At 31.9% G+C, this 25,735-nt stretch carries 23 protein-coding genes, 2 pseudogenes and 2 CRISPR repeat arrays; of the genes and pseudogenes, 14 read left to right on the top strand and 11 right to left on the bottom strand.

Annotated elements, in window-relative coordinates; genetic code table 11:
• Positions 1 to 253: 253 nt before the first annotated feature.
• Complete coding sequence (tsaA, locus tag ACAM25_RS13495; protein WP_369610214.1) at positions 254 to 682, bottom strand: tRNA (N6-threonylcarbamoyladenosine(37)-N6)-methyltransferase TrmO; 429 nt, start codon at positions 680 to 682, stop codon at positions 254 to 256.
• 687 nt (positions 683 to 1,369) lie between these two features.
• Between tsaA and ACAM25_RS13490 the strand changes: the two genes are divergently transcribed.
• The 5 genes from ACAM25_RS13490 to ACAM25_RS13470 all read left to right on the top strand — a co-directional run bounded on the left by ACAM25_RS13490 (position 1,370) and on the right by ACAM25_RS13470 (position 3,870).
• Positions 1,370 to 1,663, top strand: a complete 294-nt coding sequence (locus ACAM25_RS13490; protein WP_369610213.1) for a hypothetical protein — start codon at positions 1,370 to 1,372, stop codon at positions 1,661 to 1,663.
• Between the two features lie 19 nt (positions 1,664 to 1,682).
• A complete protein-coding gene (locus tag ACAM25_RS13485) occupies positions 1,683 to 2,009 on the top strand; it encodes a hypothetical protein (protein WP_369610212.1) in 327 nt (108 codons plus the stop codon).
• 131 nt (positions 2,010 to 2,140) lie between these two features.
• Positions 2,141 to 2,332, top strand: coding sequence for a hypothetical protein (locus tag ACAM25_RS13480; protein WP_369610211.1), 192 nt, complete (start codon positions 2,141 to 2,143; stop codon positions 2,330 to 2,332).
• Between the two features lie 1,195 nt (positions 2,333 to 3,527).
• Complete coding sequence (locus tag ACAM25_RS13475; protein ID WP_369611697.1) at positions 3,528 to 3,749, top strand: nucleotidyltransferase domain-containing protein; 222 nt, start codon at positions 3,528 to 3,530, stop codon at positions 3,747 to 3,749.
• Complete coding sequence (locus ACAM25_RS13470; protein ID WP_369610210.1) at positions 3,685 to 3,870, top strand: hypothetical protein; 186 nt, start codon at positions 3,685 to 3,687, stop codon at positions 3,868 to 3,870. Before ACAM25_RS13475 ends, ACAM25_RS13470 begins: the two co-directional genes overlap by 65 nt.
• Positions 3,871 to 4,028: 158 nt before the next feature.
• Here ACAM25_RS13470 and ACAM25_RS13465 read toward each other — a convergent pair whose 3' ends face one another.
• Genes ACAM25_RS13465 through ACAM25_RS13455 form a run of 3 tightly spaced genes read right to left on the bottom strand, consistent with a single transcriptional unit; the run spans position 4,029 to position 4,604 of the window.
• A complete protein-coding gene (locus ACAM25_RS13465; RefSeq protein ID WP_369610209.1) occupies positions 4,029 to 4,214 on the bottom strand; it encodes a hypothetical protein in 186 nt (61 codons plus the stop codon).
• Positions 4,211 to 4,438 (bottom strand): hypothetical protein, encoded by a 228-nt coding sequence (locus ACAM25_RS13460; protein WP_369610208.1) that lies wholly within the window; start codon positions 4,436 to 4,438, stop codon positions 4,211 to 4,213. Before ACAM25_RS13460 ends, ACAM25_RS13465 begins: the two co-directional genes overlap by 4 nt.
• A gap of 7 nt (positions 4,439 to 4,445) precedes the next feature.
• Positions 4,446 to 4,604 carry a hypothetical protein gene (locus ACAM25_RS13455; RefSeq protein WP_369610207.1) on the bottom strand — a complete coding sequence of 53 codons (159 nt, stop codon included), beginning with the start codon at positions 4,602 to 4,604 and terminating at the stop codon, positions 4,446 to 4,448.
• Between the two features lie 654 nt (positions 4,605 to 5,258).
• Here ACAM25_RS13455 and ACAM25_RS13450 point away from each other — a divergent pair.
• Positions 5,259 to 6,509 (top strand): HD domain-containing protein, encoded by a 1,251-nt coding sequence (locus ACAM25_RS13450; protein WP_369610206.1) that lies wholly within the window; start codon positions 5,259 to 5,261, stop codon positions 6,507 to 6,509.
• Here ACAM25_RS13450 and ACAM25_RS13445 read toward each other — a convergent pair.
• Both ACAM25_RS13445 and ACAM25_RS13440 read right to left on the bottom strand, forming a co-directional pair.
• Positions 6,492 to 6,851, bottom strand: a complete 360-nt coding sequence (locus ACAM25_RS13445; protein WP_369610205.1) for a hypothetical protein — start codon at positions 6,849 to 6,851, stop codon at positions 6,492 to 6,494. The genes ACAM25_RS13450 and ACAM25_RS13445 overlap by 18 nt on opposite strands.
• A 351-nt stretch (positions 6,852 to 7,202) precedes the next feature.
• A complete protein-coding gene (locus ACAM25_RS13440; RefSeq protein ID WP_369610204.1) occupies positions 7,203 to 7,712 on the bottom strand; it encodes a DUF973 family protein in 510 nt (169 codons plus the stop codon).
• Positions 7,713 to 7,861: 149 nt separating this feature from the next.
• On the opposite strand from ACAM25_RS13440, the gene ACAM25_RS13435 reads away from it, so the two are divergent.
• Positions 7,862 to 8,167 (top strand): hypothetical protein, encoded by a 306-nt coding sequence (locus ACAM25_RS13435; RefSeq protein ID WP_369610203.1) that lies wholly within the window; start codon positions 7,862 to 7,864, stop codon positions 8,165 to 8,167.
• A 492-nt stretch (positions 8,168 to 8,659) separates the two neighbouring features.
• A CRISPR array of direct repeats spans positions 8,660 to 11,535; the repeat unit is 25 nt; unit sequence CTTTCAATTCCTTTTGGGATTCATC.
• 1,070 nt (positions 11,536 to 12,605) lie between these two features.
• Here ACAM25_RS13435 and cas1 read toward each other — a convergent pair.
• From cas1 to cas4a, 4 genes and pseudogenes are all read right to left on the bottom strand, one after another.
• Positions 12,606 to 13,498, bottom strand: a pseudogene (gene cas1, locus ACAM25_RS13430) (CRISPR-associated endonuclease Cas1).
• 1,298 nt (positions 13,499 to 14,796) lie between these two features.
• Complete coding sequence (gene crn1 / locus ACAM25_RS13425; RefSeq protein ID WP_369610202.1) at positions 14,797 to 15,330, bottom strand: CRISPR-associated ring nuclease Crn1; 534 nt, start codon at positions 15,328 to 15,330, stop codon at positions 14,797 to 14,799.
• A 137-nt stretch (positions 15,331 to 15,467) separates the two neighbouring features.
• Positions 15,468 to 16,043 carry a CRISPR-associated protein Cas4 gene (gene cas4 / locus ACAM25_RS13420; protein ID WP_369610201.1) on the bottom strand — a complete coding sequence of 192 codons (576 nt, stop codon included), beginning with the start codon at positions 16,041 to 16,043 and terminating at the stop codon, positions 15,468 to 15,470.
• On the bottom strand, positions 16,040 to 16,855 hold the full coding sequence (gene cas4a, locus ACAM25_RS13415; protein WP_369610200.1) for a type I-A CRISPR-associated protein Cas4/Csa1: 816 nt from the start codon (positions 16,853 to 16,855) through the stop codon (positions 16,040 to 16,042). The genes cas4 and cas4a overlap by 4 nt, the downstream gene beginning before the upstream one ends.
• Positions 16,856 to 17,067: 212 nt before the next feature.
• Positions 17,068 to 19,289: a CRISPR direct-repeat array (repeat unit 25 nt; unit sequence CTTTCAATTCCTTTTGGGATTCATC).
• 912 nt (positions 19,290 to 20,201) lie between these two features.
• Between cas4a and cas2 the strand changes: the two are divergent.
• The 3 genes and pseudogenes from cas2 (at position 20,202) to ACAM25_RS13400 (ending at position 22,410) form a co-directional block, all read left to right on the top strand.
• Positions 20,202 to 20,466: pseudogene (gene cas2, locus ACAM25_RS13410) on the top strand (CRISPR-associated endonuclease Cas2).
• Positions 20,467 to 21,283: 817 nt separating this feature from the next.
• A complete protein-coding gene (locus tag ACAM25_RS13405; protein WP_369610199.1) occupies positions 21,284 to 22,039 on the top strand; it encodes a hypothetical protein in 756 nt (251 codons plus the stop codon).
• A complete protein-coding gene (locus ACAM25_RS13400; RefSeq protein ID WP_369610198.1) occupies positions 22,006 to 22,410 on the top strand; it encodes a hypothetical protein in 405 nt (134 codons plus the stop codon). Before ACAM25_RS13405 ends, ACAM25_RS13400 begins: the two co-directional genes overlap by 34 nt.
• Positions 22,411 to 22,755: 345 nt before the next feature.
• On the opposite strand, the gene ACAM25_RS13395 is transcribed toward ACAM25_RS13400, so the two are convergent.
• Positions 22,756 to 22,962, bottom strand: a complete 207-nt coding sequence (locus ACAM25_RS13395) for a hypothetical protein (RefSeq protein WP_369610197.1) — start codon at positions 22,960 to 22,962, stop codon at positions 22,756 to 22,758.
• Positions 22,963 to 22,997: 35 nt separating this feature from the next.
• On the opposite strand from ACAM25_RS13395, the gene ACAM25_RS13390 reads away from it, so the two are divergent.
• From ACAM25_RS13390 to ACAM25_RS13375, 4 genes are read left to right on the top strand one after another with little or no spacing between them, the layout of a single operon-like run.
• The gene (locus ACAM25_RS13390; protein ID WP_369610196.1) at positions 22,998 to 23,303 is read left to right on the top strand and encodes a hypothetical protein; all 306 of its coding nucleotides are present in this window, start codon (positions 22,998 to 23,000) and stop codon (positions 23,301 to 23,303) included.
• On the top strand, positions 23,278 to 24,525 hold the full coding sequence (locus tag ACAM25_RS13385) for an RAMP superfamily CRISPR-associated protein (protein WP_369610195.1): 1,248 nt from the start codon (positions 23,278 to 23,280) through the stop codon (positions 24,523 to 24,525). Before ACAM25_RS13390 ends, ACAM25_RS13385 begins: the two co-directional genes overlap by 26 nt.
• Entirely contained in the window at positions 24,522 to 24,842 is a 321-nt protein-coding gene (locus ACAM25_RS13380; RefSeq protein WP_369610194.1) for a clan AA aspartic protease, read from the top strand. The genes ACAM25_RS13385 and ACAM25_RS13380 overlap by 4 nt, the downstream gene beginning before the upstream one ends.
• Entirely contained in the window at positions 24,839 to 25,516 is a 678-nt protein-coding gene (locus ACAM25_RS13375) for an RAMP superfamily CRISPR-associated protein (RefSeq protein WP_369610193.1), read from the top strand. The genes ACAM25_RS13380 and ACAM25_RS13375 overlap by 4 nt, the downstream gene beginning before the upstream one ends.
• The last annotated feature ends 219 nt before the right edge of the window (positions 25,517 to 25,735 follow it).

The raw sequence follows: 25,735 nt of genomic DNA, 5'->3' as shown, positions 1-25,735 counted from the left end.
ATAAATGCTAGTAAAAAACACTTTAAAAAGGATTTCGAGTCACTTATAACTGCGTCCGATAATTAAGAGTTGGAAAACATGTTCTCAGCATATAACGTGAATAAAGATTTGAAAATAGAAAAAGTTTATCTTATTTGTGTTAGACATTCTCTCGCTCATAACAGTCCTAAGATTCACTTACGGAAACATTTCATGAAAAATTCTTAATTACTTACTATTAGTCTTAATAAAGTGTAAAAATTCAGAGTGTAACTCATTTTTTGTATTTTTGCAACTCCTTGTCCCATTCTGGTACCTTAATATCCTTAGGGCAAAATGAAAGAGAGACTGGTTTAATATCCAATATCGGTGTTTCTACAAAGAGGTCTAGATCTTGAACGTGCAAAAGATTGCCTTTTCTCTTGACCAGTCTTACTATGCTTAGTGCAATAGGATTTGGTCTATGAGGAGAGTGAGTACAAAACACTCCAACTTCTGGTAAATGTTGAATTCTCATTGGTTTAACCTTCAACGTCTTTCTCTGCTCTTCAGTCACTCTATGCAACCAGGCTATAAGAATTATGTGAGAAAAATCCTCTATTCCTTCTAAGCCTTCAACATACTCTGAAAAGACCTCTACTATTCCTTCTCCCTTTTCATTAACTGATCTTACAACCCCTATTTGCCTTAAATCAACATTCATCGTATTATAAAAAGAAGGAGAGATATAATAAAATGATAAATAGGGGCTATTTAGCCTTCAATAGCTTAATGTATTCCTAGCAGTACTGCTCATAACGTTGTTCTAATCAGTAAACTCTTTTATTAGCGATAAACATTCCTAATGTTATTAATATGCTAAATTACATGGAATAAAGCTCTTGAAGGCTAATTTCCTTTTATTAGAACATAGGTTTTGCTTGTTGGAGTAAGTCCTTTTAGGAATAACCATATATTTTGTTTCTTATTTTCACTTGCTATGTTCTTTCAAATCAGTGTTAGTAAAAAAGAAAGTCGTAACTATCATTATATGATCACATATTGAATTCTTTAATTCGTAATTTTCTATATTCAAAAGGAGAGTAACTTGATAACATACTATGAAAAGTTATTCTGATTAGTAAATACATAAGATGCAGTTTAAAGCAGAATTATCACGTATAACAACGTCTTAAAGATTTAAACGGGGAATTAATAAAATAATGTTTTGTATTTTAACAATATGTTATGTAACTCACGTTACTTATGAGAAAAGCCTATAACTAAATTACAACATTCTTGTTTTCCTTTAAAATTTATAGAGTAAAAATAATATAGTAACGTATTATGTAGTCAAGATGTAATTATCAAAGTAAAGATTCTTTGAGCGAAAACAAATGGAAAGAATATATTGAGAAACCAACGTGGTATTGAAGAATCTCTTTTAGCAATAGCAGTTAGGTTCTCATTAATGAAGGGATATTCATTTAATCCAACTCTAATCTCTAAGGCAAACTATACTCAACTAGTTAATATTATAAGCAAAGGCGGAATAATATTGCTGAACGACGACTTATGTGATGTAAAAGATACAGATTTCGATAACATTTTCAATGCTAGTATTTCTAGTTTTGTAGGAGATGAGTTTACTATACTAGTTATTCCAAAATGTTTGTATGAAAATTACAAGATTCGTATAGGATAAAAACCATCAACAATTATTATTGTTTCAGACTAAACAAGAGAGTAAAGCTATTGTTGAAAAAAGTCTTACTTTACCAGAAATAAAAACTTTAACTTATCTAATTTCTGGTTTTATGATAACTGAAAGCTTCTATGATGGTTTAGCAAATGTTAGGATTAGATATGAGGATATGTTAAATGAGAGTTTACAATGGGTAAAAGGAAATTATAACAAACTAGATGTCCCGGGCAGTGAGGAAAGTGGTCTTCACAGAATGTTAAAAGCTGTTACTATTAGGCATTTAATTGAAAACGAGAAAATAGACCCAGCTAATATACATGTTGAGGAGGAAGTTCGTAAGGATTAAGACCAGATATTTACGTAAGTTCTACTAACGTAATTTATGATGCCAAAACAAGTATTGGGAAATTACCAAGTGATGAACTATGGGAATTAAAAGAGAAGTACTCTAGCATCACGAGAAAGATCTATGCTGTTATGGAACCTCTGCCAGTTTTGATAGACCTAGAAGCAGTTATTCAGAGAATAAAATCAGCTAGACAAGAGGGAATTGAATTATCAGTGTTAATACCGGTTAAAAGAGAGGAGAAGACTGTCTTAATAGACATTTTTGACTTCTTAAAAGAGGGAAAGAGATACTATGAAGAAGTGTTGAGAGTGTCTAAATGAGTGTGTTATTTTCATCTTTTTATGACGTAATGTAAGTTAATATTCAAAGTCACGAAATTGTTTTCCAACTATTATCTACAAGCTCCTATTTATTTCCGTTATAGTGTAGCTACTTTATATCTGAGTGTGTCTAACAATTTTATTATTGCGATAAAAAGTTGAAAAACTATGTTCTCTTCATAAAGCTTAAAAGAAGAAAAAATTGGGTTATAAAAATAGAAGAAATTAAACTATAATAATTCCTCTAATCCATATTTATTAAATAATTTTTGTAAAAACAAAATTGTTGGACACACTCTTATATCTTGAAAATTGAATTATAAAATAGCAACAATAGTTTATCTTATCCCTCAACAAAATCGTTGGGCACACTAATAGAGTAGTCTTCTAGGTATAAATTCAAGGCGTTATTGATCTCGACGTAAAGACAAGACGAAAACGTATGTTAAACAATAAGTGTATACGAAAGTTATAGGACCCATTTATACCTTCATGACCACACATTGACATAGTCAACGTGAAGAAAAAGTTTATTTAGACTAAGATGAAAATATATAAATGGGGATGAAGGGGATCTGGGTCAGATGCCACGCCATTCATCAATGTCAGCTTAGCCGGGATTTCATCATCTCCTTCATCCCCACTATTTTGATCTCTTGAAACGGTATTTAAATCTTTCTTTCTCACGTTATTATCTTTAATATAGTAACAGTAATAATATCACTTTTCCTCATCATATTACACTTGCAAAAAGTAAGTAGGAGGAGGATAAAAATTGTTTTCTCTTTCAGCTAACTTAAACCTGGATTTATAATCAGACATAATCATTTTCATTAACACAGTCCTTATCGCGGTTCTCACTTTTTTGTCTAAGTTAAAATCTCAGAATGAATAGAGAACCTTTTCCTCGCTTCACATAAAACGTAAATCTGTATTGTGTTTATACATGCTTTCTTATGCTTACAGTGATATTTTTAGCTCCCTAAGGGACAGTTTATAGGAGAATTAAACTCTCAAGGTTAAGTAAAGACTGAAATTAACAGAAAGAAGGGGTAGATCTTTGTTCCAAAAACCAGTAAACTGGGATGCTGAAGAAAAACCAGAAAGCAAAGTGTAATTACTATTTCATGCCTCTCTGGTGCTGAAAGTATTGTAGTGATAATTCTTGTTTTTTATAACAAGAAGATAAAGGTTAATAATTCTTTTTGGGTCTAGGGCTAGAGGAGATTACACTGAAAGTAGCGATTACGACGTTCTTTATGTAGATGACAACATACCAGTAGATCCTAAAAAAGTTGATAACAATCTTTACCTTAAAGTTGTTAACATGTTTGATTGTAAACGCTGTGTTTATGAATACAAGGGTGTTCCTAAAGAAACTCAACTCTTCAGACCCATTCATTTTACAAATAATTGAAGAAGGAAAAGTGCTAGAAAAAGATGAAGAATTTTGGAATAATGTGCTAGAAATATACAGAGAAAGAAGAAAGGAATGGATAAGAGTAGGAAAGACGTGGATTAGGAAACAAAATGGCTAGTACGTTGTTGAGAAACAGTGTAGGGACAAAAGACTGTTTGTACGGGTAAAAATTTGAAATACTTGCCAAACAGTAAGATGAAATGTGTCGCATGTTTTTCATAATTACTTTCCCATTAAGAGAACAAGTTTTCCAACACTCTCTATAGGATGTTAAGTCTAAATTGAAGGGTTAAGAACTCTCGATATTAAAATCACGCATTTTTCTGTTCTAACCTCGCCGTAAATTAGCTTAATTCCTAATTCTTCTGCCCTCTTTATTGCTTCCTTATCAACAATGATAGCTAAGAACATTTTTATAGGATCTTTGAGGTTTAATACTTTTGAGATAACATTACACCTCAAATTAAACCAGTCAATATCTCACCATGAGATTTTACCTCAATCAAATAAACCTTATTATTCTTAGCTACTATGTAAACCTCGTGTTTAGTACCTTTTTCACCATATAATCCTTGGTCATCCTTATAAGTAAACTTCTTAATGTCCTTATAATCAATTCCTTCTTGTTTTAGTTCCTCAGCGAAGAAATTCCTAAGTAAATCCTCATGAGACACATTCCAAGCCATGTCGAAACTACTTAAAGTTATAAAGCTTTATATCTTTTTCCATTTGTACTGGAATAGTGTGAGACTGTATAAGTCTCATCTCGTTATCCTTGTTTTTCTTTTGAGTCTTAATCCTCTCTTCGCTCCTCATCTGATCCTTAACAGACTTTTTGACATCACTCTCCAAACCTTACTTATCTTATTGGCTTAAACAAGCTCTTGTTAGCCTTTCCTCGGTAAGTTTAGAATTCCCTTTAGCCCGCCTAAGGTTACATTGATACTGAAGTTTCTTACTAAACGCGCGTCCTATCTTAGCAATGAGACCTCTTTCTTTAACTCCGTGTATGTCCGATTAACTAATAAGTTTTTGAATACAACCTCAAAGATAAATCAGAATTGCTAATGACTCAGTATGATCTTGTCTTGTACTAAAGAATTGTATATATTATCATTACTTAGTTACTTCTCAAGAAATACTTCTATCTCATTAAGAGTATTACCACAAACAAAATTGTTGGACACACTCATAGTGTCGTCATGAAAGTATTAAATTCAAGGCATTACTAATCTCCATATAGAGACAAAGGGTGTATCACGTTAATAAATTGTTTTTACGTTCTCTTACGTGTTTAATAATTTGTAAACAAAAAGGAATACCAATGGCGTAAATTTCAACAGCTTCTTTATGATTTTAAGTAAATAATCGAGTTTCATCAGAACGTGGTCCAAATTATTTTCTATTTTAACACCTTTACTATTCTTGTCTCTTGACGTTTAACTACTGAGTTAAATTAGCAGTTGTAAAAACTTTTATAAGTTTTTTAATAGTGAACAATATCTTGTGAAGTCAATAAGAGATGTTATTCATGGAACTATTCAAGTTGACGAGAAGCTAATTGAACGTGAATGCTTTCAACGATTACGTTACATTACACAAAACGGTATGGCTTTCATGGTTTATCCCTCAATGCGACATACTAGATTCGAGCATAGTCTTGGCACTTTCCATTTAACTCAAAAACTAAGAGATAAAATAAAGAGTGACGTAGACTTTAATAAGATATCTAAATTGGCTCTTTATCATGATATAGGTCATTTACCCTTTTCACATACATTTGAATATGGGATTAATCTTTTGAAATTCATTAACAGTGAAAAATATAAGGAGTTCTTTGACAAATTAAGTAAAAATTTTGAAGGTAAACCACAATTAAAGTTTCATGAGATGGTTGGAGTATACGTTTTGCAAAATTTTATGGGCGAGAATGATTTAGCTCAACTTATGATAAATGTATATACAGGGAGAATTGTCACTGATGAAGACAAAATAGCTAAACTACTAATTAATTCTAAAACTATAGATACAGATAGATTAGATTATTTACAAAGGGACTCATACTACTCTGGAGCTAAATTTGGGATTATTAACGTTGATAGGTTAATTGAGGTGATGGAATTAGATGTTCAGAAACCGGCATATGTATTTCCAAAGAAAGCAGTTGATGACATTGAACACTTTATTTTAGGAAGATTTCATATGTATAGTAGTGTATATAATCATTGTGTAGTAGAAATATATAATCAAATAATGGGATATGCTATTGCAAAACTTATCGATATAGGAGAAATAACAGTAGACCATATAACTGAACATGAAAAATTCATAGAATTCACTGACGATTTTGTGTTAAATAAAATAAAAGAATTGAAGTATAGGGATGATATTGGGATGAGAAGAATATATGAGGCAATTATTAAGAGAAAGAAGTATCTTAAAGCTCAGTTATTTGATCAAGATGCATTAATGTTTAACAGTATCATTGAAGACTACGGTAATGAAATTTACTCTAAAGTTGGAGAATATAAAGGAAAATTTGTATTTGGCGCTAATAAGATAGAAACATCACTAGATGATATTTACATTAAAGAAAATGATAGAGTGTCAGTTAGTGCAAATGAAAACTTATATATTGTAAAGGCACAAGCTCCGAGATATAAAGTATGCATAGGAGTTGCAGATAAGGATACTGCAAATGATATTTCAAAATATTTTCAAGAAAAATTTAACATTCAACTAACTTTTAGAGTGTGATAGTTTTTTCATTATTTCCCTTTCTTCCGGTGAAAAATCTACCTTTTCACCTAATGTGTAATTAAATAATTTTTTGCTTAGTTCTCTTATCAACTTGGGATCAAGATCTTTAACCTTATCAAGATATTTAACACATAGATTACCATCTACGTTTTCTGGTTTTCCTTCATACACAACACCGTCATCAGAATATTTGAACATGCTTAAGTCCTTTATTTCATCGTCAGATAGATAAGATATTAAATACGATAGGGATTGAATAGAAACCTCGTCCCAAGTTTTTAAGTATTTCTTAAAACAGTTGATGTATCCTGACGCTCTAAATTCTTCAAAAGATATCATAATAAACTTATTCATTAACGACTATAATAAAGCTTAAGTGAGATAATAGTAATAGAGAGGGAGAGTTAACCGAAAGTATCGATAACTAGATAATTCGTAGATAAAAGAGTTGTAATATGGGCAACTGCGTATATATGGTATTATAACTTCGCTCGTATGAATGTTTCTTCTTGAAAATTAATCAAGTCTTAACATTATCTGCAAGAATGATGTCACAAAAAAAACTTGGATACTATCTAAATCCAGAAAGGCTTTCGTATTAGATACATGAATCATTTTAAAAGGAACACGAATCTAAGCTTTTTATCAAGTTAATTGAAGTAGACATAAAGCGAGAAATACGGTTTAATTTCAAGGCGAAACTAACTCACTATCCTTAATGTGGTGCTGGAAGTATAATAGGATACACTCAACTATCGTATATACAGTACTTCCGGACTCTAAGTGAAGCTCAATTATATACATCTGATTACCCTTAAGTGAACGAACTTCTTCTTTGTCAAAATGTAATTTAATTTCATTAGTACCTTGACGTAATACATCTGGCTCAATTTTTAATGCAGTAACTTCAATAATTGCAGAAACAATTTTTCCTTGTGTTGATGCACGTAACATTATCTCAGCCTTCCCAGATTTACAATGCATTTCCCCTTCCCCTATTTGATAAAAATTAGGGTTAATAGACTTGATCATTTCTTCTTGTTTCATTATCCCGTCTATTATCCTTTTAAGATAAAAAGCTACAACTACCTCAACTATGAAGGGAGTTGGGAATGTCTTCTTCCTTTCTGGCAAGGCATCTGAATAGAGGACAGTTGACAAAATGGCAAGCAAAATTTCACCCACAAGAATCATGATCATACCGATCACTAGGTAAAATTAGGAGTAGAAAATAAGTAAAATGCTGAATGTTACCAAACTCCTCTGGCTGTATAATTATAACTTCAAGTACTGTTAACTATATCACTACAACTTACTGTAAATTTATATTTGCCAATGGGACTGCTTACGTGAAAAGTAAAAGTAGTAATGATCCATTTAATTTCACAAACATTTATTTTGAAACCTTAAAGGGTATTAATACCAAATACGGGAATATAACGTTATTTGTTAACGAGATTGTAGTTATAGGTTATACAATAAGTCCACCATATATACCAAATGCTAGCAGTGGCTATATATACGGATTTAACTACCTGCTTTATAACAACACTATTATCGCTATAAGAGGCAGTATAATAATTGAATTATATGCAAATACTACAGCCAACGTTTCAGCACAATTAATACAACTATTGAAGGATATAATAAAGTAGAAAATGACAAAGACGTAGTACATATGCAAATTGTGTGGTTAATATGTTAATCTAATACCTTATTATAACTTATTTCTCCTTCTTTTAAGTTTTTGTGGAAAGAGTGTGTCCAACAATTTTGTTTTTACAAAAGAGGAATTATTATAGCTTAATTTCTTCTATTTTTATAACCTCGTTTTTCCTCTTTTATGTTCTATGGAGAGAATATAGTTTTTCAACTTTTTAATAAAATTGCAGTACACACTCACTAAAAATGATGTTATCGTATTTAGTTCTAAAACATTGGATAAGTTGAATTTTAATTTCCAAATGTATTTATTACCAAAATTCTTTCGTTATTGGATTTACAATCACTCGATTTTGTGATAAAATCAAAAATCCTTTTAGAATGCATCTCCTGAGAGAACGAATAAGAATCAAAGAAAATTCTTTCAATTGATCGTAAGATATTACGGATTGGGAGATTTTTAGTAGTAAGTTCAAGAAAAATATCTTTCAATTCCTTTTGGGATTCATCCCGCATATATTTGCTGTAGTATCTGATGATAAAATAATCTTTCAATTCCTTTTGGGATTCATCCCCGATAAGTGAAGGCATTTAGCCATGCTAAAATGCGATCCCATTCACTTTCAATTCCTTTTGGGATTCATCGGAATTTAACCTTTCAGAAATATCTGACTTTTCAATATCCTTTCAATTCCTTTTGGGATTCATCACTGCTACCGCTTCGGCTATTTTAGAAGCTTTCTTACTTTCAATTCCTTTTTGGATTCATCATATAACTATCTCGTAGGTATAATCACGAATATACTACAACCTTTCAATTCCTTTTTGGATTCATCAAGTATTTGACGTGGAACTGTACCAAATACACGTCGAAGACTTTCAATTCCTTTTTGGATTCATCTAAATGAAGAACAACAAACTCTTCAGGAACAACCTCAAAATCTTTCAATTCCTTTTTGGATTCATCTTTTCTAAATTTCTAGACCAATTGTTGTCTCATATTCTACTTTCAATTCCTTTTTGGATTCATCAGGAAAATGAAGCAAGCATAATAATTGTTGCTACTTATCACTTTCAATTCCTTTTTGGATTCATCATATAGTGGGAACAATTATGTTTGCGTGAGAGTATCTACTTTCAATTCCTTTTTGGATTCATCAGACGATTATGTGAGAATGGTGGGAGTATGACAGAGATTGTCTTTCAATTCTTTTTGGATTCATCTCTCTTTCTCTCAATTTTTCTTTTGTTGCTGAAGAGATTGCTTTCAATTCTTTTTGGATTCATCTTGGTTACATTGATGGGAAGTTCGACATATACTTTTATGCTTTTCAATTCCTTTTGGGATTCATCAATCAATACCTAAAGAGGAACTAATGAAATTAATGTCGCCCTTTCAATTCCTTTTGGGATTCATCACCAGAGAAAGTTAACACAAGTACTTACATAATCACTTACTTTCAATTCCTTTTGGGATTCATCGTAGGAATTGCATATTATTGTAAATCAGCATACGATTATCTCTTTCAATTCCTTTTGGGATTCATCGGACTCTATCTGACCACAGATATCTATTGTAACTACTGTTTCCTTTTAATTCCTTTTGGGATTCATCTACGTTCTTATGTATTTATCAAGTGTCGTTACGTAAAGTGCTTTCAATTCCTTTTGGGATTCATCTAAAGCTAGCTAGAGTGTATGAGCATATTGTTAATCAAACTTTCAATTCCTTTTGGGATTCATCTCTATGGTATTGATTATTTTTATGTTACTGACGATATAATCTTTCAATTCCTTTTGGGATTCATCTATGATACGTCTTAAGAAGATAATTGTACCAGAAGATCTTTCAATTCCTTTTGGGATTCATCTAGTTGATATGGAAGTTTTTAACCCAATCATCGCAATTGCCTTTCAATTCCTTTTGGGATTCATCTCAATCGCATGTTTTATTATGTATGACAAATCACTATTACCTTTCAATTCCTTTTGGGATTCATCAGACTATGAGATTGAAGAAGTGCAGGGGTTTGAAGATGTCTTTCAATTCCTTTTGGGATTCATCTCCCACTACCATTGTACCAGCAACTACTCCAAATGAAAACTTTCAATTCCTTTTGGGATTCATCTGATGGAAAAGTAATAAGAATAGGAACTGCAGCAGGTTTTATCTTTCAATTCCTTTTGGGATTCATCCCCAACAATATGACGACTTACCCCGGACCCCCGACAAACTTTCAATTCCTTTTGGGATTCATCCTCGCTTTGTTGTTGTTCGTAATATTCTGGCTTGAGTTCTATTGATGCTTTCAATTCCTTTTGGGATTCATCTTTACTCAACCTTTGGGTATAATAGTTTCTGATAATCTCTTTCAATTCCTTTTGGGATTCATCTTATGAAGAAAGAAGTAACAACGGAACACAGTATAGAAGCTTTCAATTCCTTTTGGGATTCATCTTATCGTTTCAATGGTGATCCGTTTAAGCAAGAAGAATAGCTTTCAATTCCTTTTGGGATTCATCGTAGATCCAATTATTCAGCCTATGTTACAACATAACTATTACTTTCAATTCCTTTTGGGATTCATCATGAGTCTCTTCATCCATCTCTACGTGATAGTAAGATTCACTTTCAATTCCTTTTGGGATTCATCAGAAAGGGCGGTTTGATGGAAGTAGGTGTAAAATTAAGCTTTCAATTCCTTTTGGGATTCATCGATATGGTATTACCCGATAAGCCCCTAATTATGCGAAGAAAAAAGCTTTCAATTCCTTTTGGGATTCATCTTGCGTAGACCTTATTATGCATTTCCAATATACCGTAGAACTTTCAATTCCTTTTGGGATTCATCGCCCTTATAAGATATGAACAGTTAGAATGTAAGCCTATCTTTCAATTCCTTTTGGGATTCATCATAAGTTAAGTAACGGTGGAAAGCACGGCATATATATTTTCTTTCAATTCCTTTTGGGATTCATCTAGTTTGATTTGGTGCAATAGTAATGTAATATGTTGAAAACTTTCAATTCCTTTTGGGATTCATCAGATATTCCAAATTTATAGGAAAAGACGATAAATACTTTCAATTCCTTTTGGGATTCATCCCCCATGGCCCGGGTCTCGCCGGGCCACCGGTCCTCGACTCTTTCAATTCCTTTTGGGATTCATCAATTTCTAGATTATCTAGAAAAATTAGGATTTACCGATGACTTTCAATTCCTTTTGGGATTCATCAAGAAAGCTGAAGAAGTTACTATTAAAAAAGAAGAACCCTTTCAATTCCTTTTGGGATTCATCAATCATTGTCCTTGTGAATGATAAGATCAACAATGCCACTTTCAATTCCTTTTGGGATTCATCTGATGTGTTTTTATACTTCTTGTCTTATTTTTCTCCTTTCTAGTATTTAAGTTTACGTTTTCCTCGTTTTGATATCTTGCGACCATTTTTCCTAGTAATTAAATTGAGGTTTTTTGGTCGCATGGTTCCTTTCAAGAATTGAAAGTAAATTTTAATTTATAAACGTTCAATTTTACATAACGATCTGGGAATGGTCGCATTGAGAATAGTATTTTCACATTTTTAAACTTCATTTAAAGATTAAACTTCCCCTATCATAAACTACAAATTTTACGTACATTAACTCGTCTTGATACGATAAAAATCTTCTAACCGAACACGTAGTTAACTGTAACATTTTCATTTTTAGGTCACCGTTATCTTTTTAAAAAGACTTATAAACACGAATTTTTTGTAAAATTTTCAAACCGTGAAAATAAAAAGTTTACACCACGTGAAAAAGCTATCAAATTTCCTTTTACAATACTAGAATAATAATTTGTTTAACCAGAATTGTGATCATAATCTTTAAGTGAAATAATTAAACATTTTTGTTTCTTTAAAAAAGAATTTTAAAACTAGATTTTCTTCGTTATAAAAACTATGTTACCAGAAAAAATTCTATTATTGCACAACAAAGTTTAGAAACTCTCTTTTTCTATAAAAAATAATTCTAAGAGACTATACTAAATAAAAATTGCTTGCTAAATGGAAATGCTACAAATATAGAGTTACATTAATACAAGCTTAAGCCTCATGTGTTCACTCTTGACCCCTTGAATTTATGATTATCTAATCATTCTTCTGCAAGGAACTCAATCTCTCTTTACACGAGGAAACTGCTATTCCCTCGATATTCGGGATTTTACATCTACGATGATTTAAGAATTTACGTTATTCTTCACATTACTTTTAAAGGCAATTTCTCCAGTTAGGTGAACATCAAAGCTTAAGTAAACAGTGTATGAAGGGGGTATGTCAATTCAATAGTTAATCACTTAATGTATTTTAGTTGATTTACAACTTGTACACGCAGTTCAATTTGGGCAAGTATACGATTTTAGATGGTTTATAACTGAATTAGCTGAAAGTCATTTAGCTAAATAAGGTCTGTATTCTTCTCCCTCAAGAATTGAATTGGCTAATCTCCTTGCTTGTGTATATATTTCATCTTCCCTCATGTCAGCAAAAAGTGTATAGACTTCTTTCGTATCCAATGTAGTGTTAGGATTATCCCTAACGTAACCAATAAGTTTTCTATCAACGTAGGGTGATCTGAACTCTTCCATTAAATCAAAAGCCTACCACTCCTAAACTTGTGAAGAAAACCTATGTAAGGGTTTAACCCTACTGAAATTATAGCTCCCCAGACAATCCTCTTTAGCATTCCATAGCCAATGTTTAAAGCTCTGTTAAACGGATCAATATTCTCCACACTCCTCTTTCTTCTACCTTTAAATCCTAAGGATTTAGGTAAAAGGAATTTCACACCCTTCCAATAAACCTTAGCTCCTTCAGCCTCCTTTTGCATAGCCTCCTCACCAGTATTTACTAGCAAAACCTCTCTTGAAAGTTCATCAAGCTTAGAGGAATTTAAATCATAACCGTATTTTCTTTCGTAATAACGTAAGGTAACCCATTGATTATGTAATTTACCGTGAACAAACATTTTTGCAAAGTACTCCTTCCTTTTCTTCCATGCAGACAACTGCTTTAACCATAACCTAAAAGAACCACCATACTTAGCTGGAATTAGCTTTGCATAAGGTTCATGCCTATCGAAGAATACTAGATCTATGCCATACTCATTAGCTAACTTAACAACTTCCGAAGAAATTGAGCATTTAGCAAGAATAATTATTGAACCTAATTCAGCTGGTGAAACAGACCACTTAACTTCATCCTTTAACCTACATGTAATTAATCCCTTCTCAACCTTCAAATAACAACCATAATGGCTAACAAACGCAACCTTCTTATCCATAGAAAAAATGGTATTACCTTGATGGTACGGTGCACTAATCACTTAACGAAGATGAGATAGAAACGTCAGTTAACTCCTAATGCAAGTTCACTTAATTAATCTTTTGTAGTAGCTGAAACCTTATACTCTCCTTAGGTCACCAATGCGAGTAGAATATTGGTAGTAGCTGAAACATTCAAATAATGTGTCGTCATGAAGGTATAAATTATTTCTATGACTTCGTATATACTTTTAGTCCTCAGCACATAGAAGCATTTTCATCTGTCTCTACATAGAGTTTAATGCCTTGAATTTATACCTAAAACAGTATAGACACACTCTCGACTTCGCGTTTTTTAAATAGTACTTTCTATTTCATAAACATCTAATAAATGCCATAAAATTTGTCCTTTTCATCCTACGTTTTATTAAGTGTAATATGAGAAAAACATGGTAATTTCTTTGTCTGACACAATTATTTTCTTTACGTAATAGTTCTAGAGAGTTTAAGTTTTTAGGTTTTGTTGTGCAACAATAAAATAATTGTGAATAACATAGATGTTAAGACGAGATAATTACAGTATTAAACATGGTTTTTAAAGAAATGAATTTATGTGAAAATTTTACTATCAAATAGTTGTAAAGATTCTAATTAATAAATAAAATAAGAGGGTTTAAAATAATATTTTATCTAGTTTTTTATCCGTGGTGTAAACTTTTTATTTTCATGGTGTGAAAATTTTACAAAAAATTCGTGTTTATAAGTCTTTTTAAAAAGATAACGGTGACCTAAAAATGAAAATGTTACAGTTAACTACGTGTTCGGTTAGAAGATTTTTATCGTATCAAGACGAGTTAATGTACGTAAAATTTGTAGTTTATGATAGGGGAAGTTTAATCTTTAAATGAAGTTTAAAAATGTGAAAATACTATTCTCAATGCGACCATTCCCAGATCGTTATGTAAAATTGAACGTTTATAAATTAAAATTTACTTTCAATTCTTGAAAGGAACCATGCGACCAAAAAACCTCAATTTAATTACTAGGAAAAATGGTCGCAAGATATCAAAACGAGGAAAACGTAAACTTAAATACTAGAAAGGAGAAAAATAAGACAAGAAGTATAAAAACACATCAGATGAATCCCAAAAGGAATTGAAAGACTTCCCTTATTATTTTGCCATATGTTTTTGAAACATATTGATGAATCCCAAAAGGAATTGAAAAAGATAGAATTCGATCGGCAACACACCAGAATAAGTTCCAAAATGAGAGTTATTTTATTGTTAACACAATTTGAGTAAATGAGCTTGACTCTTTAGAAAAATACTACTGTTAAAGCTCTTGAAGAAATTAAATCACAGAAGTAACTAAGGCATTGGCCTTTATTATAAACGTTTAAAGCTCTATCTTTTAATTCTTCAAACCTTTTATTCATCTTCACATACTCATCTTGATCTATTATAGAAGTAACTAGATGAGCTCCAACATCTCTAGCAGATAAAACTCCAGCAGAACTTATCGCTTTTCTTCCTCCAGTGAAATCAAAAAAATCACCAGCCTTCAATGCTTTTCTAACAGTCTCTCTTACAGTAATGAAATCTTGAGGAGAAGTAATGTCATTAAAAGGTAAAACAACCTCCTCAACGTTAGTAAAATCTAAACAGCAAAATAGAATAGCCTTAAGAGTGTAATAAGCATCTTCAACTTCCTTAGTTCTTATTACGATTAACTTTTCAATTTTAATCTCCTTAGGTTCAAATGGGGAAACGTACTTACCAGAAGAAAGGTTCAAAATAGTTTCAGCTATTCCTCCAGGTGATTTGCCTAAAGTAGCAACAAGCTTTACCATGAATTTACTATCTAATTTGGGAATAAAAAATAATACCGGATCATGGATTGAGATAATTAGTAGTTGATGAAATAATGAGTAGTTATGCAACGAGTTAAACTAAGAGAATTAGCGTAAAGAGGAATTAAATGAAGTACTTACGTAACGCCATAATTTATTACAGCAATATTACCTCTAATTAACGGTTTACAAACTGAGAAAAACCCACAATTATAACATTTCCTAGCATCTTGAACAACCTTAACTTTACCCTTCATTGCATCCTTAATCTTTCTTACAATATCTTCAATATATTTCCTATCGTGAAAACTATATCTCACTCTTAAAATCTCTTTTAGAGAAACATAATAAATAAGTCCCTCCTTAACCCTGAATCCTTTAAGGTCTAATAAATAAAGATAATACTTCATTTGAAGAATGTGATCATTCCTTTTCCTTCCACTTTTAACATCTAAAGGAACAACATAATTTATAAAGGTTAACAAGTAATCTGGCGAACCAACAAGATCCTTGTACTTGAAAATAGGTTTTTTAACTATATTCAAAGGCTTTAAAGTAGCGTAAAGAAAATTAACTACCTTTTCCTCTTCAACAACCTCCCCCTCCTTCATAGCTTCAGTAACCCTCTCACTAAAACCCAAACTTTCAAGCCTAACAATCTGAGGACAATAAGCAAAGTGCTTTATTGTAATCCCAGAGATCGTGAATATCACCCGTGACAAACCTTGTAAAATATACAGTCTTTCTCACAATCCTTAGCAATTCCAGGATCAATCCCTTTATCTAAAACCTCTTGTCCTTTATCTCTCAAATCTAGAAATTCACTCCTTAAAGAATCTGTAATTGGAATTAGCTTACAGTTATTCTTAACATCTTTCTCAGAAACGTTAACATAACAAAGATAACCAAAGTCAATAGGTATCTCGTATTGACTTTCAATAGCTAAAGCATAGCCAGCTAAAGCCAACTCATGAGTATATCTATATTTTCCAGTCTTCATCTCAGCAATCAAAGGCAAATGAGGGACAAAAGCATCAACCCTCAAATTACCTAAACCTAAAAAAGAACCATCTATAGGAAATTCCACGTAGAAAGGGACTACTTGAGAGACAATTGCATCCCTAAGAAGATTAGAGAACTTACTCCTTACTTTATCAAGCTCAGATGAGTAAATATTTGTGATATAATCCCACAAAACCTTAGCATAAGGAGCTTCCTCCTCAGAAACTTGAAGAGAGTAAAACTCATCAGCCATTAAAGTTCTCAAAGTATTACCATCATCAGCTTTAGTATAAATCAAACGCTTAACAGTTTCGATAGCCGTAGCATAAACCTTGTGAATTAAAGAACCTTGAACAATACTCTTATTAATCTCACCCTTAACACCACGAGATTTTAAATACAAACTTCTCAAAGTCGAGCAATAAATTAACTCAGAAACCGAAACTTGAGATAAAGAAGGTGAATAAAGGGGTGGTTCATGCCAATTCCAACCTCTCAACTCCTCATCAATAGCCCTCGGCATTTTCTTAATCCTCTTTGACAAAAGTAAAATGTCAGAAAACGTAAAGAACATATCATGTATTTATACAAAAAAGAGTTATATAAGTATTAAAGGTAATACTAAGCTAAGTTAAAACTCCTATTAATAGGAATAGTTATTCAACGTCTTTTCAGCTTAAATTTTAAGAGTCGTCGGCAGAGAATTTACGTATTCTTTAACGATATCATTATCCACTCTCAATTCCTTGTGGGATTCATCAGTAGAATATACTATTTATACAAATTTACTTACAGTAGATTACTTTCAATTCCTTTTGGGATTCATCACTATAAAGTTCTATAATCTGAGCAGAGAAGAAATTAGCTTTCAATTCCTTTTGGGATTCATCGTATTACATTATGACGTATCTGGCATTAGGTGTGAAAGCTTTCAATTCCTTTTGGGATTCATCATATCGTAGAGGTAGAAGGAGAGGCAGAGGAGTTAGTGACTTTCAATTCCTTTTGGGATTCATCCAAGACAAAATACGTTAGAGAGTGTGAAAAGCCTTTATAACTTTCAATTCCTTTTGGGATTCATCACATTCTGTATCAGATAATGGTGAGCAAGAATGCCTGTTCTTTCAATTCCTTTTGGGATTCATCGAAAGTCTATAACTTCTCCGCCTATCTTCTTTTTCAGAAACTTTCAATTCCTTTTGGGATTCATCTCCAGAATTTAAGTAACCAGATATACCATTTATTATCACCTTTCAATTCCTTTTGGGATTCATCATTATGACAGAAGAAAAAATTTGATTTATCTTTTTATAAACTTTCAATTCCTTTTGGGATTCATCTGATAGCGTCGACGGCGAGATTACTGTAGAAGTATTAACTTTCAATTCCTTTTGGGATTCATCGCTCATAAGTAATCATCTTAGTGGTGTTTTTGTATTTTTCTTTCAATTCCTTTTGGGATTCATCTATTTTCTCTTTCTTTAGATCTGCCGTGACCACAGTTGCAACTTTCAATTCCTTTTGGGATTCATCAAGAGACGGAGCTTTTCGGATGGGAACTGCAATTTTCACACTTTCAATTCCTTTTGGGATTCATCTCTAACGTTGGATTATGAGAAGACAATAGCAATAGAGATCTTTCAATTCCTTTTGGGATTCATCTTGAGGCTATTACTAAGAATCCTACGACAGTCTATAAACTCTTTCAATTCCTTTTGGGATTCATCTATTTTTTATTTTTTTATTATTTGTTATATTAATTGTGTCCTTTCAATTCCTTTTGGGATTCATCAAGGCATTCGATCAGCATGTCCGTGGTGGTATAAACAAGACTTTCAATTCCTTTTGGGATTCATCCGAATTGTATAAATGAAACGCTAGGTTTATCTATAGTTGTTCACTTTCAATTCCTTTTGGGATTCATCAATTCAGACATAAAATATGTCGTAATTAAGGATATGGATCTTTCAATTCCTTTTGGGATTCATCCTTAGTTGTTTCTCATACTGTAGTATTTTCATTATTATCCTTTCAATTCCTTTTGGGATTCATCATCCAAACCGTAAAAAAGGAAGAATTGGTTGAATTCTTCCTTTCAATTCCTTTTGGGATTCATCCCAAGTGATAGCTATGTCAGGACTCATAAATATCTATCACTTTCAATTCCTTTTGGGATTCATCCCAAGGAGGATATGCACTAATTTCAGCAGTCTATACAACTTTCAATTCCTTTTGGGATTCATCGGCTTGAATGTACAAAATTAACAGTTTACGAGAATGGAGCTTTCAATTCCTTTTGGGATTCATCCAAGACCGATCTTTGCTTCACCAGTTTTCAGATAATAGCTTTCAATTCCTTTTGGGATTCATCAAAATATCTTAAAGGGAATAAACAATAAAGGGAGAAGCAACTTTCAATTCCTTTTGGGATTCATCATGGAAAAATACCGTAAAGCTGTCCTTTAGAATTCCTCTAAACTTTCAATTCCTTTTGGGATTCATCACTCTAACATATTCTTTATCAAGTGCTGAAGTTTGTAAACCTTTCAATTCCTTTTGGGATTCATCGAATAAGTTTGCTGAGCTGGTAGAAGAACAAATATTAACTTTCAATTCCTTTTGGGATTCATCAACTTGTTGGAGAAATACCCAGTTGTTGTGCAACAATTGGCTTTCAATTCCTTTTGGGATTCATCGGGCTATGAGAGGTGGTACCTTGGTGCTTCATCAAAAACCTTTCAATTCCTTTTGGGATTCATCTTTTATTTAAATCTAATTGTGTGCGAACAACTCTTACTAAACTTTCAATTCCTTTTGGGATTCATCTTAACTTAGAGACCAATGACGGTCAGATTATCGAAAACGACTTTCAATTCCTTTTGGGATTCATCGAGGGGTAGGAAAATACCCTTCACAGCAACAGAAGAACAAACTTTCAATTCCTTTTGGGATTCATCTTATGTGTTTTTATACTTCTTATCTTATTCTACTCCTTTCTAGTATTTAAGTTTACATTATCTCCGTAAACTTATCTTGCGACCTTTTTTCCTAGTAATTTTTTTGATGTTTTTTGGTCGCATTGTTCCTTTCAAGAATTGAAAGAAAAATTGAATTTATAAACGTTCAATTTTTCTTTTTGATCTCGTATCGGTCACATTGAGATTAGGAATTTCACACTTTTAAATCCCTCGATAAAATCGGAAAATGACGTAGTGTAAAGATTTAATTAATAGTTATGTTTTCGTAATGTTTCGATAAAACATGTTAATCATATCTCCTGACTTTTTACTCACTGTTCAAAATTACGATCAAATATCTTTTAAAGGGACTTATATGTACGACCTTAAACATAAAAAAGCCAACGTCGTAAGAATAAAAAATATTTAGAACGATGGCTATAATAGAATAATCTAATTTTCTCTTTTTATCGTTTCTCATAGTTGTTTACAAATTAATTATAATTAATCTATAGAATTTTCTTTTATTTTTTCTTTAATTAATTTATCCTTTTACTTGTGTTACTAAATGTGTTTTCTTCCCTTTTTTACATGGAGTTACAGCAAAAACAGACGTTAAGCGAAAATTAGATATGCATAATTGGGATTTAAGCTGAGGTAGTTTTCCATCACCACTACTTCCTAATTTGACTAAGGATTACGAATTGCTCATCATTCTGAAGGATGGTATTCAAGGAAATTGCATAAACAGTACGAACTGCTCTCATATCGTTTTGATTCAGCTTGGGAAAGAAAAGGAACATAGCTGGCTTCCATATTGTTTAGATTACAGCAGAAACGCTAATTTCTCTCTCACAGTCTCTACATCTTTCGACTACAGAAAATTTTTATACTGTTCTTCTAATTTATCTCATGCTTTACCTTGTTTTTTATGATATTACAGATGAATGATGTTGCAAATTTCTTAAAAAAGAAAGGATTGCATAGAATACAGTATAGTGAGTTGAACTTAGCAAGGTTGAAAGATGTTGAGGCTGGAATTAAGTTAATTAGTAGAAAAAGAAAAGGAGGGGAGAGGTTTTTTGTTCTTATAGTCCCAATAACTGAAAATCAATTTAAACAAAGAATAGTAATAGGAGACTCAGAAGATAAGCCAGAAAGCAAAGTGTTGTGGTAAAAGATTGAAAAGTTGGTTCTCATCTAACTCTTGGAGCTTGCTGAAGTCGTGGATTAGTCCGCTCATCCTTCTTACTCTGCATCATTATTGAGCACAGATTTAAGTGCGTATTCATCCTTCTTACTCTGCTTGTCTCGGCATGGTAGATCATTAAAATGTTCTTACTTTCCTTGAGATAAACCACTTATAAAACTTATATCTTATGTTTTTCTCTCACTCTTCAGGAATTTGTAATCCACATCTTGGTAAGATCAGAGATAAATTGAACTCAACACTTATGTGGAACAGTCTTCAACAACATTACATGCTATCGCCTCTAACGCTGTGAATTCGTTGGAGGGTAGGGTTATCATGTATTATAGTCATTTTCATTGAGAATGCAACGGATAAATTTCAATCATACGACCTTAATTATGGATGACGTTGCATTTACTATGAAAATGACTATATCCCCAATTCTACTCTCCCACAAATTTGTATTCCTTACTGCCAACATAAAATAAAGTCTTAGCAATATTTTTTCATAAATTGATTTTGGGAGTATCAAGGACGGAAGTTAGAAAATACTATTGCTTTGTGGTTGTTTGTGTAGAGCTAGGAGACAAAGTCGTGTCAGAAAATACTGTTGCTTTGTGGTTTAATCACTTTTTTGGAGAAAACTAATTTGAGATTGTTTTTTATCGCTACACATATTTCCACTGTTTAATCACTTTTTTGGAGAAAACACAAAAATAACGTGAGGGAGAAGGCTTTGTAAATGTATGCTAATGGTAGAGAAAACACAAAAATAATAAATAACTATTAATTCTATTATCTTGTGAATCTTTATTCAGCGACTCTTAGAGTTTATGGCTGGTACGATAAGGAGATTATACCCTCTACTACAATAGCTGGTAGTATTGCTTATGGTATTTTTCTAAATAAGACAAAGCTTGAAGGTAACGTTATGTTTTCTAATTTTGAACTCGTCAACAAGTTTAAGATAACTAATTCTAGAATTAAAAATAACAGAGTAATTAATGAAACTGAACCTTTCATTATAAAGAGATATGCTGAGAAGGGTCTTAATTACTCTATTTACAAGGGTTATATTATTGCAGATGATACTGTTGATATAGCTGAGTTGAACAAATATCTACTATTTCTCGGAAATAATTTTACTTTTAGTTATATCGATGATGTAGCAAAAATAGAGCCTAAGACTATAAATAATTTGTGTGTATATAATATTCTAACGAATTATGATGGGGTTATGAGTTTGTTGAGAGAAGCAAAGGAAGTTAGGATAGAGATCCAAAGATTTGCAAATATGAATTATATGACTCCACCAAGTCAAGTATATTACTTTGACATGAATGATAAGAAATTTAAGCCATATGAGGTTAGTAAATTACATTTAAATGATAAATTATATTTAGTTTCCTTTTCACCAAGTAAACTCTCATTAGGTAGTTATTATGACCAAGTAGGGGTTAAAGATTTTCCTGAGGATGATGTGATTTCATTTTATTTAAAAAGTGGTACTGGGGTTGTTGCACCTTGCCTAGATCTAGAAAGAGAGAAGTTTACATAAGGAGAGAAGATTATACTATAAATCCAAATGAGTACTCAACTAAAAGTTTTAACATTGTCATAAAGAAGGAGGATGTAGTAAGGACTTTATGGTATTTAAAGTCATTAATTAGGTGTAGATTAGAGAGTGATAGTTTAAGAAGAGTTTTAGGCAGTGGAAAGAAAGATTATAATTGGATATCAAGGGTTTTTATCGATTACGAGAATAATAGAATTAATGTTATATGCTTATTAGAAAAAAAGGAGTACTGTAAGAAGGTTTTTGATGTATTTAGAGAACTAGAGAATGAAGTCAGAGGAAAGGAAATTGATTCTAATTACTTAATAAATGAATATGCTAATTATTTTAAGAAATGTAAAAGTCTTAGCTAATGCAATTCTACAACAAGTTAGTAAATGTGGAAACAGGATTAATCAGAAGTGAATGAGCAAAGATCACTAACTGTTTGATTACGTGAGAATGGAGCAAAGTCTTATCAGACTTGCTAGATATTTAGTGTGTTGAATATTTGAAAGTCCATATACTTCTCTTAATCGAAATTATATAGAAAGCGAAAATATTCAATTGATATACACTCTAGCCTTTTATAGTCCGAGTTCGTATATCTTTCTATAATTTTCACTATTATATAAATCAAGAATAAGTTATCCTATGCTATTTTTACGTTTTTTGTGCTTTCGAGGTATTTTCTCTTTCATAATAAATTTCCAATCATCCTATCTTAATGGATTTGATAGTAGGAAAATTAATCTTAGAAGATCGTCTACCTTTTCCAGATTATATCTTTCCTTAGGAATATATTTTGATAATTCTCTTAGTCCTTCCAGATCTTTTTTAGTATTTGTTAGATTACATAGTTTTAAGTAGTTATAATATTCAATAAGGGACTCTGCTATCTCTTTATTTTTTCTCTCATTCGCCATTGATTATTTATAAACATGCTTACCTATTATATTTTATGGACAAGAAAAAGGAGGATTACATAGAGAGGATTAAGGAGTTGATACAAGTTTTAAAAGAGTACGATTTGATTCAACAGTTTGGTAATACAGTGTCTCAAAATGATATTAATAGGTTAATTTTAAGTTTACAATTCAATTTGGAAAAGATTGACAACGAAGAGGAATACAAGAGAATTCTCAGAAAACTAGGTGAGAGAGATCAAAACAATAAAGTGAATATAAAAAGTGTTATATCTGATTTAGAGAATGTGATAAGGAAATCTATTGGTGTCTCTTATGAAAGTAATTCCAGTAGTTCTTGAGACATTATCCATTACTAGGATTGGTTCAAGTGGAGTTTATTTTGATTACTCCTCAGCTGATATAGTAACTTATAAAATACCGTTTCAAGCTAACGACATTTATTACATTCCAGCTATTCCTGCAACCTCATTTAAGGGTTTACTTAGATCTACTTATGAAAGATATTTGAGAAGAAGTGGTAATATAGCAGGAGAAGAATTTAAGAAAAAATTAGAGGATAGAATAAATAAACTGGAAGATAAATACAAAAAGTTCCTTCATGATAATGAAAACTCTCTAGCGTACAAGCTTTGTGATGAAATTTCTAAGTTTTATTATGCTGGGATGCTGTCAGGTGAAAAACCATCGAGTCTTAATATTGATTTTTCAAATAGTGAGAATTGTAAGAAGATAGTAAAGGAAAATAAGATTGAAGAGGTTCTCAAAAAGCTATTGTTAATTTATTTCGACGTTACTGGCTATAATCCAGAAAAAGCTTGTTATTCGACTTCAGATTTCGATCGTTGTGAAAATATAAGCATAATAGAAGATCAAACAACGAAATGTAACAAAACAATCTGGATGAGAATAACTGGAAGAAACCCCATATGTGAGGTTTGTAAAGTCTTTGGCACATCTGGAATTAGAGGATATGTGAAGTTTACAGACCTTATTGCAATAGATCCTTTTCCCGTTTTATTAGAAAGGCTTACTCATGTTGCGATAAATAGAGTTACGGGTACTGCTGAGGAACATAAGTTATTTACAGAAGAGGTAATACCGGCCGGGGTAAAGTTCTTAGGCTTCTTGTTAGTGTTAGATGATAGTAAACTGGAGAAAGTTAAGGAAGCCTTATATATATTAAGGAAAAAGGCTGAAAGAGGGGAAGTTTGGATAGGAGGAAGAGGAACATCTGGTTATGGTAATTTCAAGTTGTATATATACGATGATATAGTAAGCATTAATTTCTTAGGTCATAGAATGAATGTAAGACTTAAAATAAGTGAACCTAATCCACCTACCCTTAAGATTCCTCTTTTAGAAAAACTTTTTCCACCATTACTTTTATCATCTTTAGAAGTGGTTGAAGAGGGAAAATTCAGGTTACAATTACTAGATGAAAATAATGCAGTTTTAGGGGAATATGATACTTTAAATGAGGCTGAAAAGGCAAAAGAGGAGTTAGAAAAACAAGGTAAGAAGGTTAGAATAGTACCTAGAGGGGTGATGGAATTATTATGACAAATATTACCTTATTAATTGAGAATAGAGATGTGAATTTCAAGATTGATACAGGTTTTGACGGAGAATGTACTTTATCTTTTGACATTTTTAACTCTATACCAGGTGAAGAACTGGGGGATTTTGTTGTAAGGACTGCTACTGGCGAAGTAGTTTATATGAAAAGTAAGAAAGTTAGGGCTGAATATAAGGGAAAACAAATTTACCTTTTATGTTTATCTAATTGCATTATTAATAAAAATTTACTAGGAGAGAGAGCTCTAAGCCTACTGAAGTTAGTTATAGATTATAAAAATAATAAGGTCGATGATCCTTGAAGAGATTACTCCTTAAATTCAAACCAATTACTCCTTATGTTATTTCCTCTTCTTTATCCTCAGAAGAGAAGAAAGTTGAATTTTATTTCGGAATAAATCCTAAGCATAAATTCATTCCACCGTCAACTATAAAGGGATTTCTTAGGACTGCTGCAGTCTACTCCTATTCTACGGAGTCTTGTGAGTTTATATCATCTACTCTAATGATGAAAAATGGAATTAAACCATTCACTTTAACTTGTGCAGATCTTATAGATCCTAGTAATTATGACCAAAACATTCGTAGTATAATTGAACAGACTAAAAAATGCATGCAAGAACGTAAAGTTAGAATACCATGCATAATATGTAGAACCTTCGGAAATACTAAAGTTAGGGGTAAGATGAGAATAGTTAAAGTGACTGTAGATTCAAATAATGAGTCTTTAGAAGGTAAATTAGAAGAGATATCTAACCTTTTATTTAGTTGGCAATTGAGTGAAGAAAATAGAAAGGCTTTAACTGTTGAGACTTCTAAATCAGAAATTAAAGTAGAAATTTTATGTGAAGATGATGAGTGTGTTGAAGTAATAAAAAATGCGTGTGAGGTGATTAATAAAGGTTTAGTTAGGCTAGGAAGATTTAAATCACGAGGTTTTGGCAGACTAACAGTAGAAGTAGAAGAAATTCCTTAATCTATATCACTCTGTAGGCTCTGCTTTTACCCCCTTTCACTGGGAAAGAAATTCCTTGATTTATATTGTGGGACGATTATGTTATACCCGGAAAGTCCTTATGGTAGAAATTCCTTGACCTTGATATATTCTGTCGAAAAATCCCTTTTGTATAATAAATTACTACCTCGGGTAGTCTGTCATTGCTTAGAGATGTAACGCTCTAATTAATTGCTTGAC

The organism is Sulfurisphaera javensis, assembly GCF_041154675.1.
Lineage (GTDB): Archaea > Thermoproteota > Thermoprotei_A > Sulfolobales > Sulfolobaceae > Sulfurisphaera > Sulfurisphaera javensis.
The sequence above is the reverse complement of the archived record's forward strand: the minus strand, read 5'-3'. Positions and strand labels throughout refer to the sequence as shown.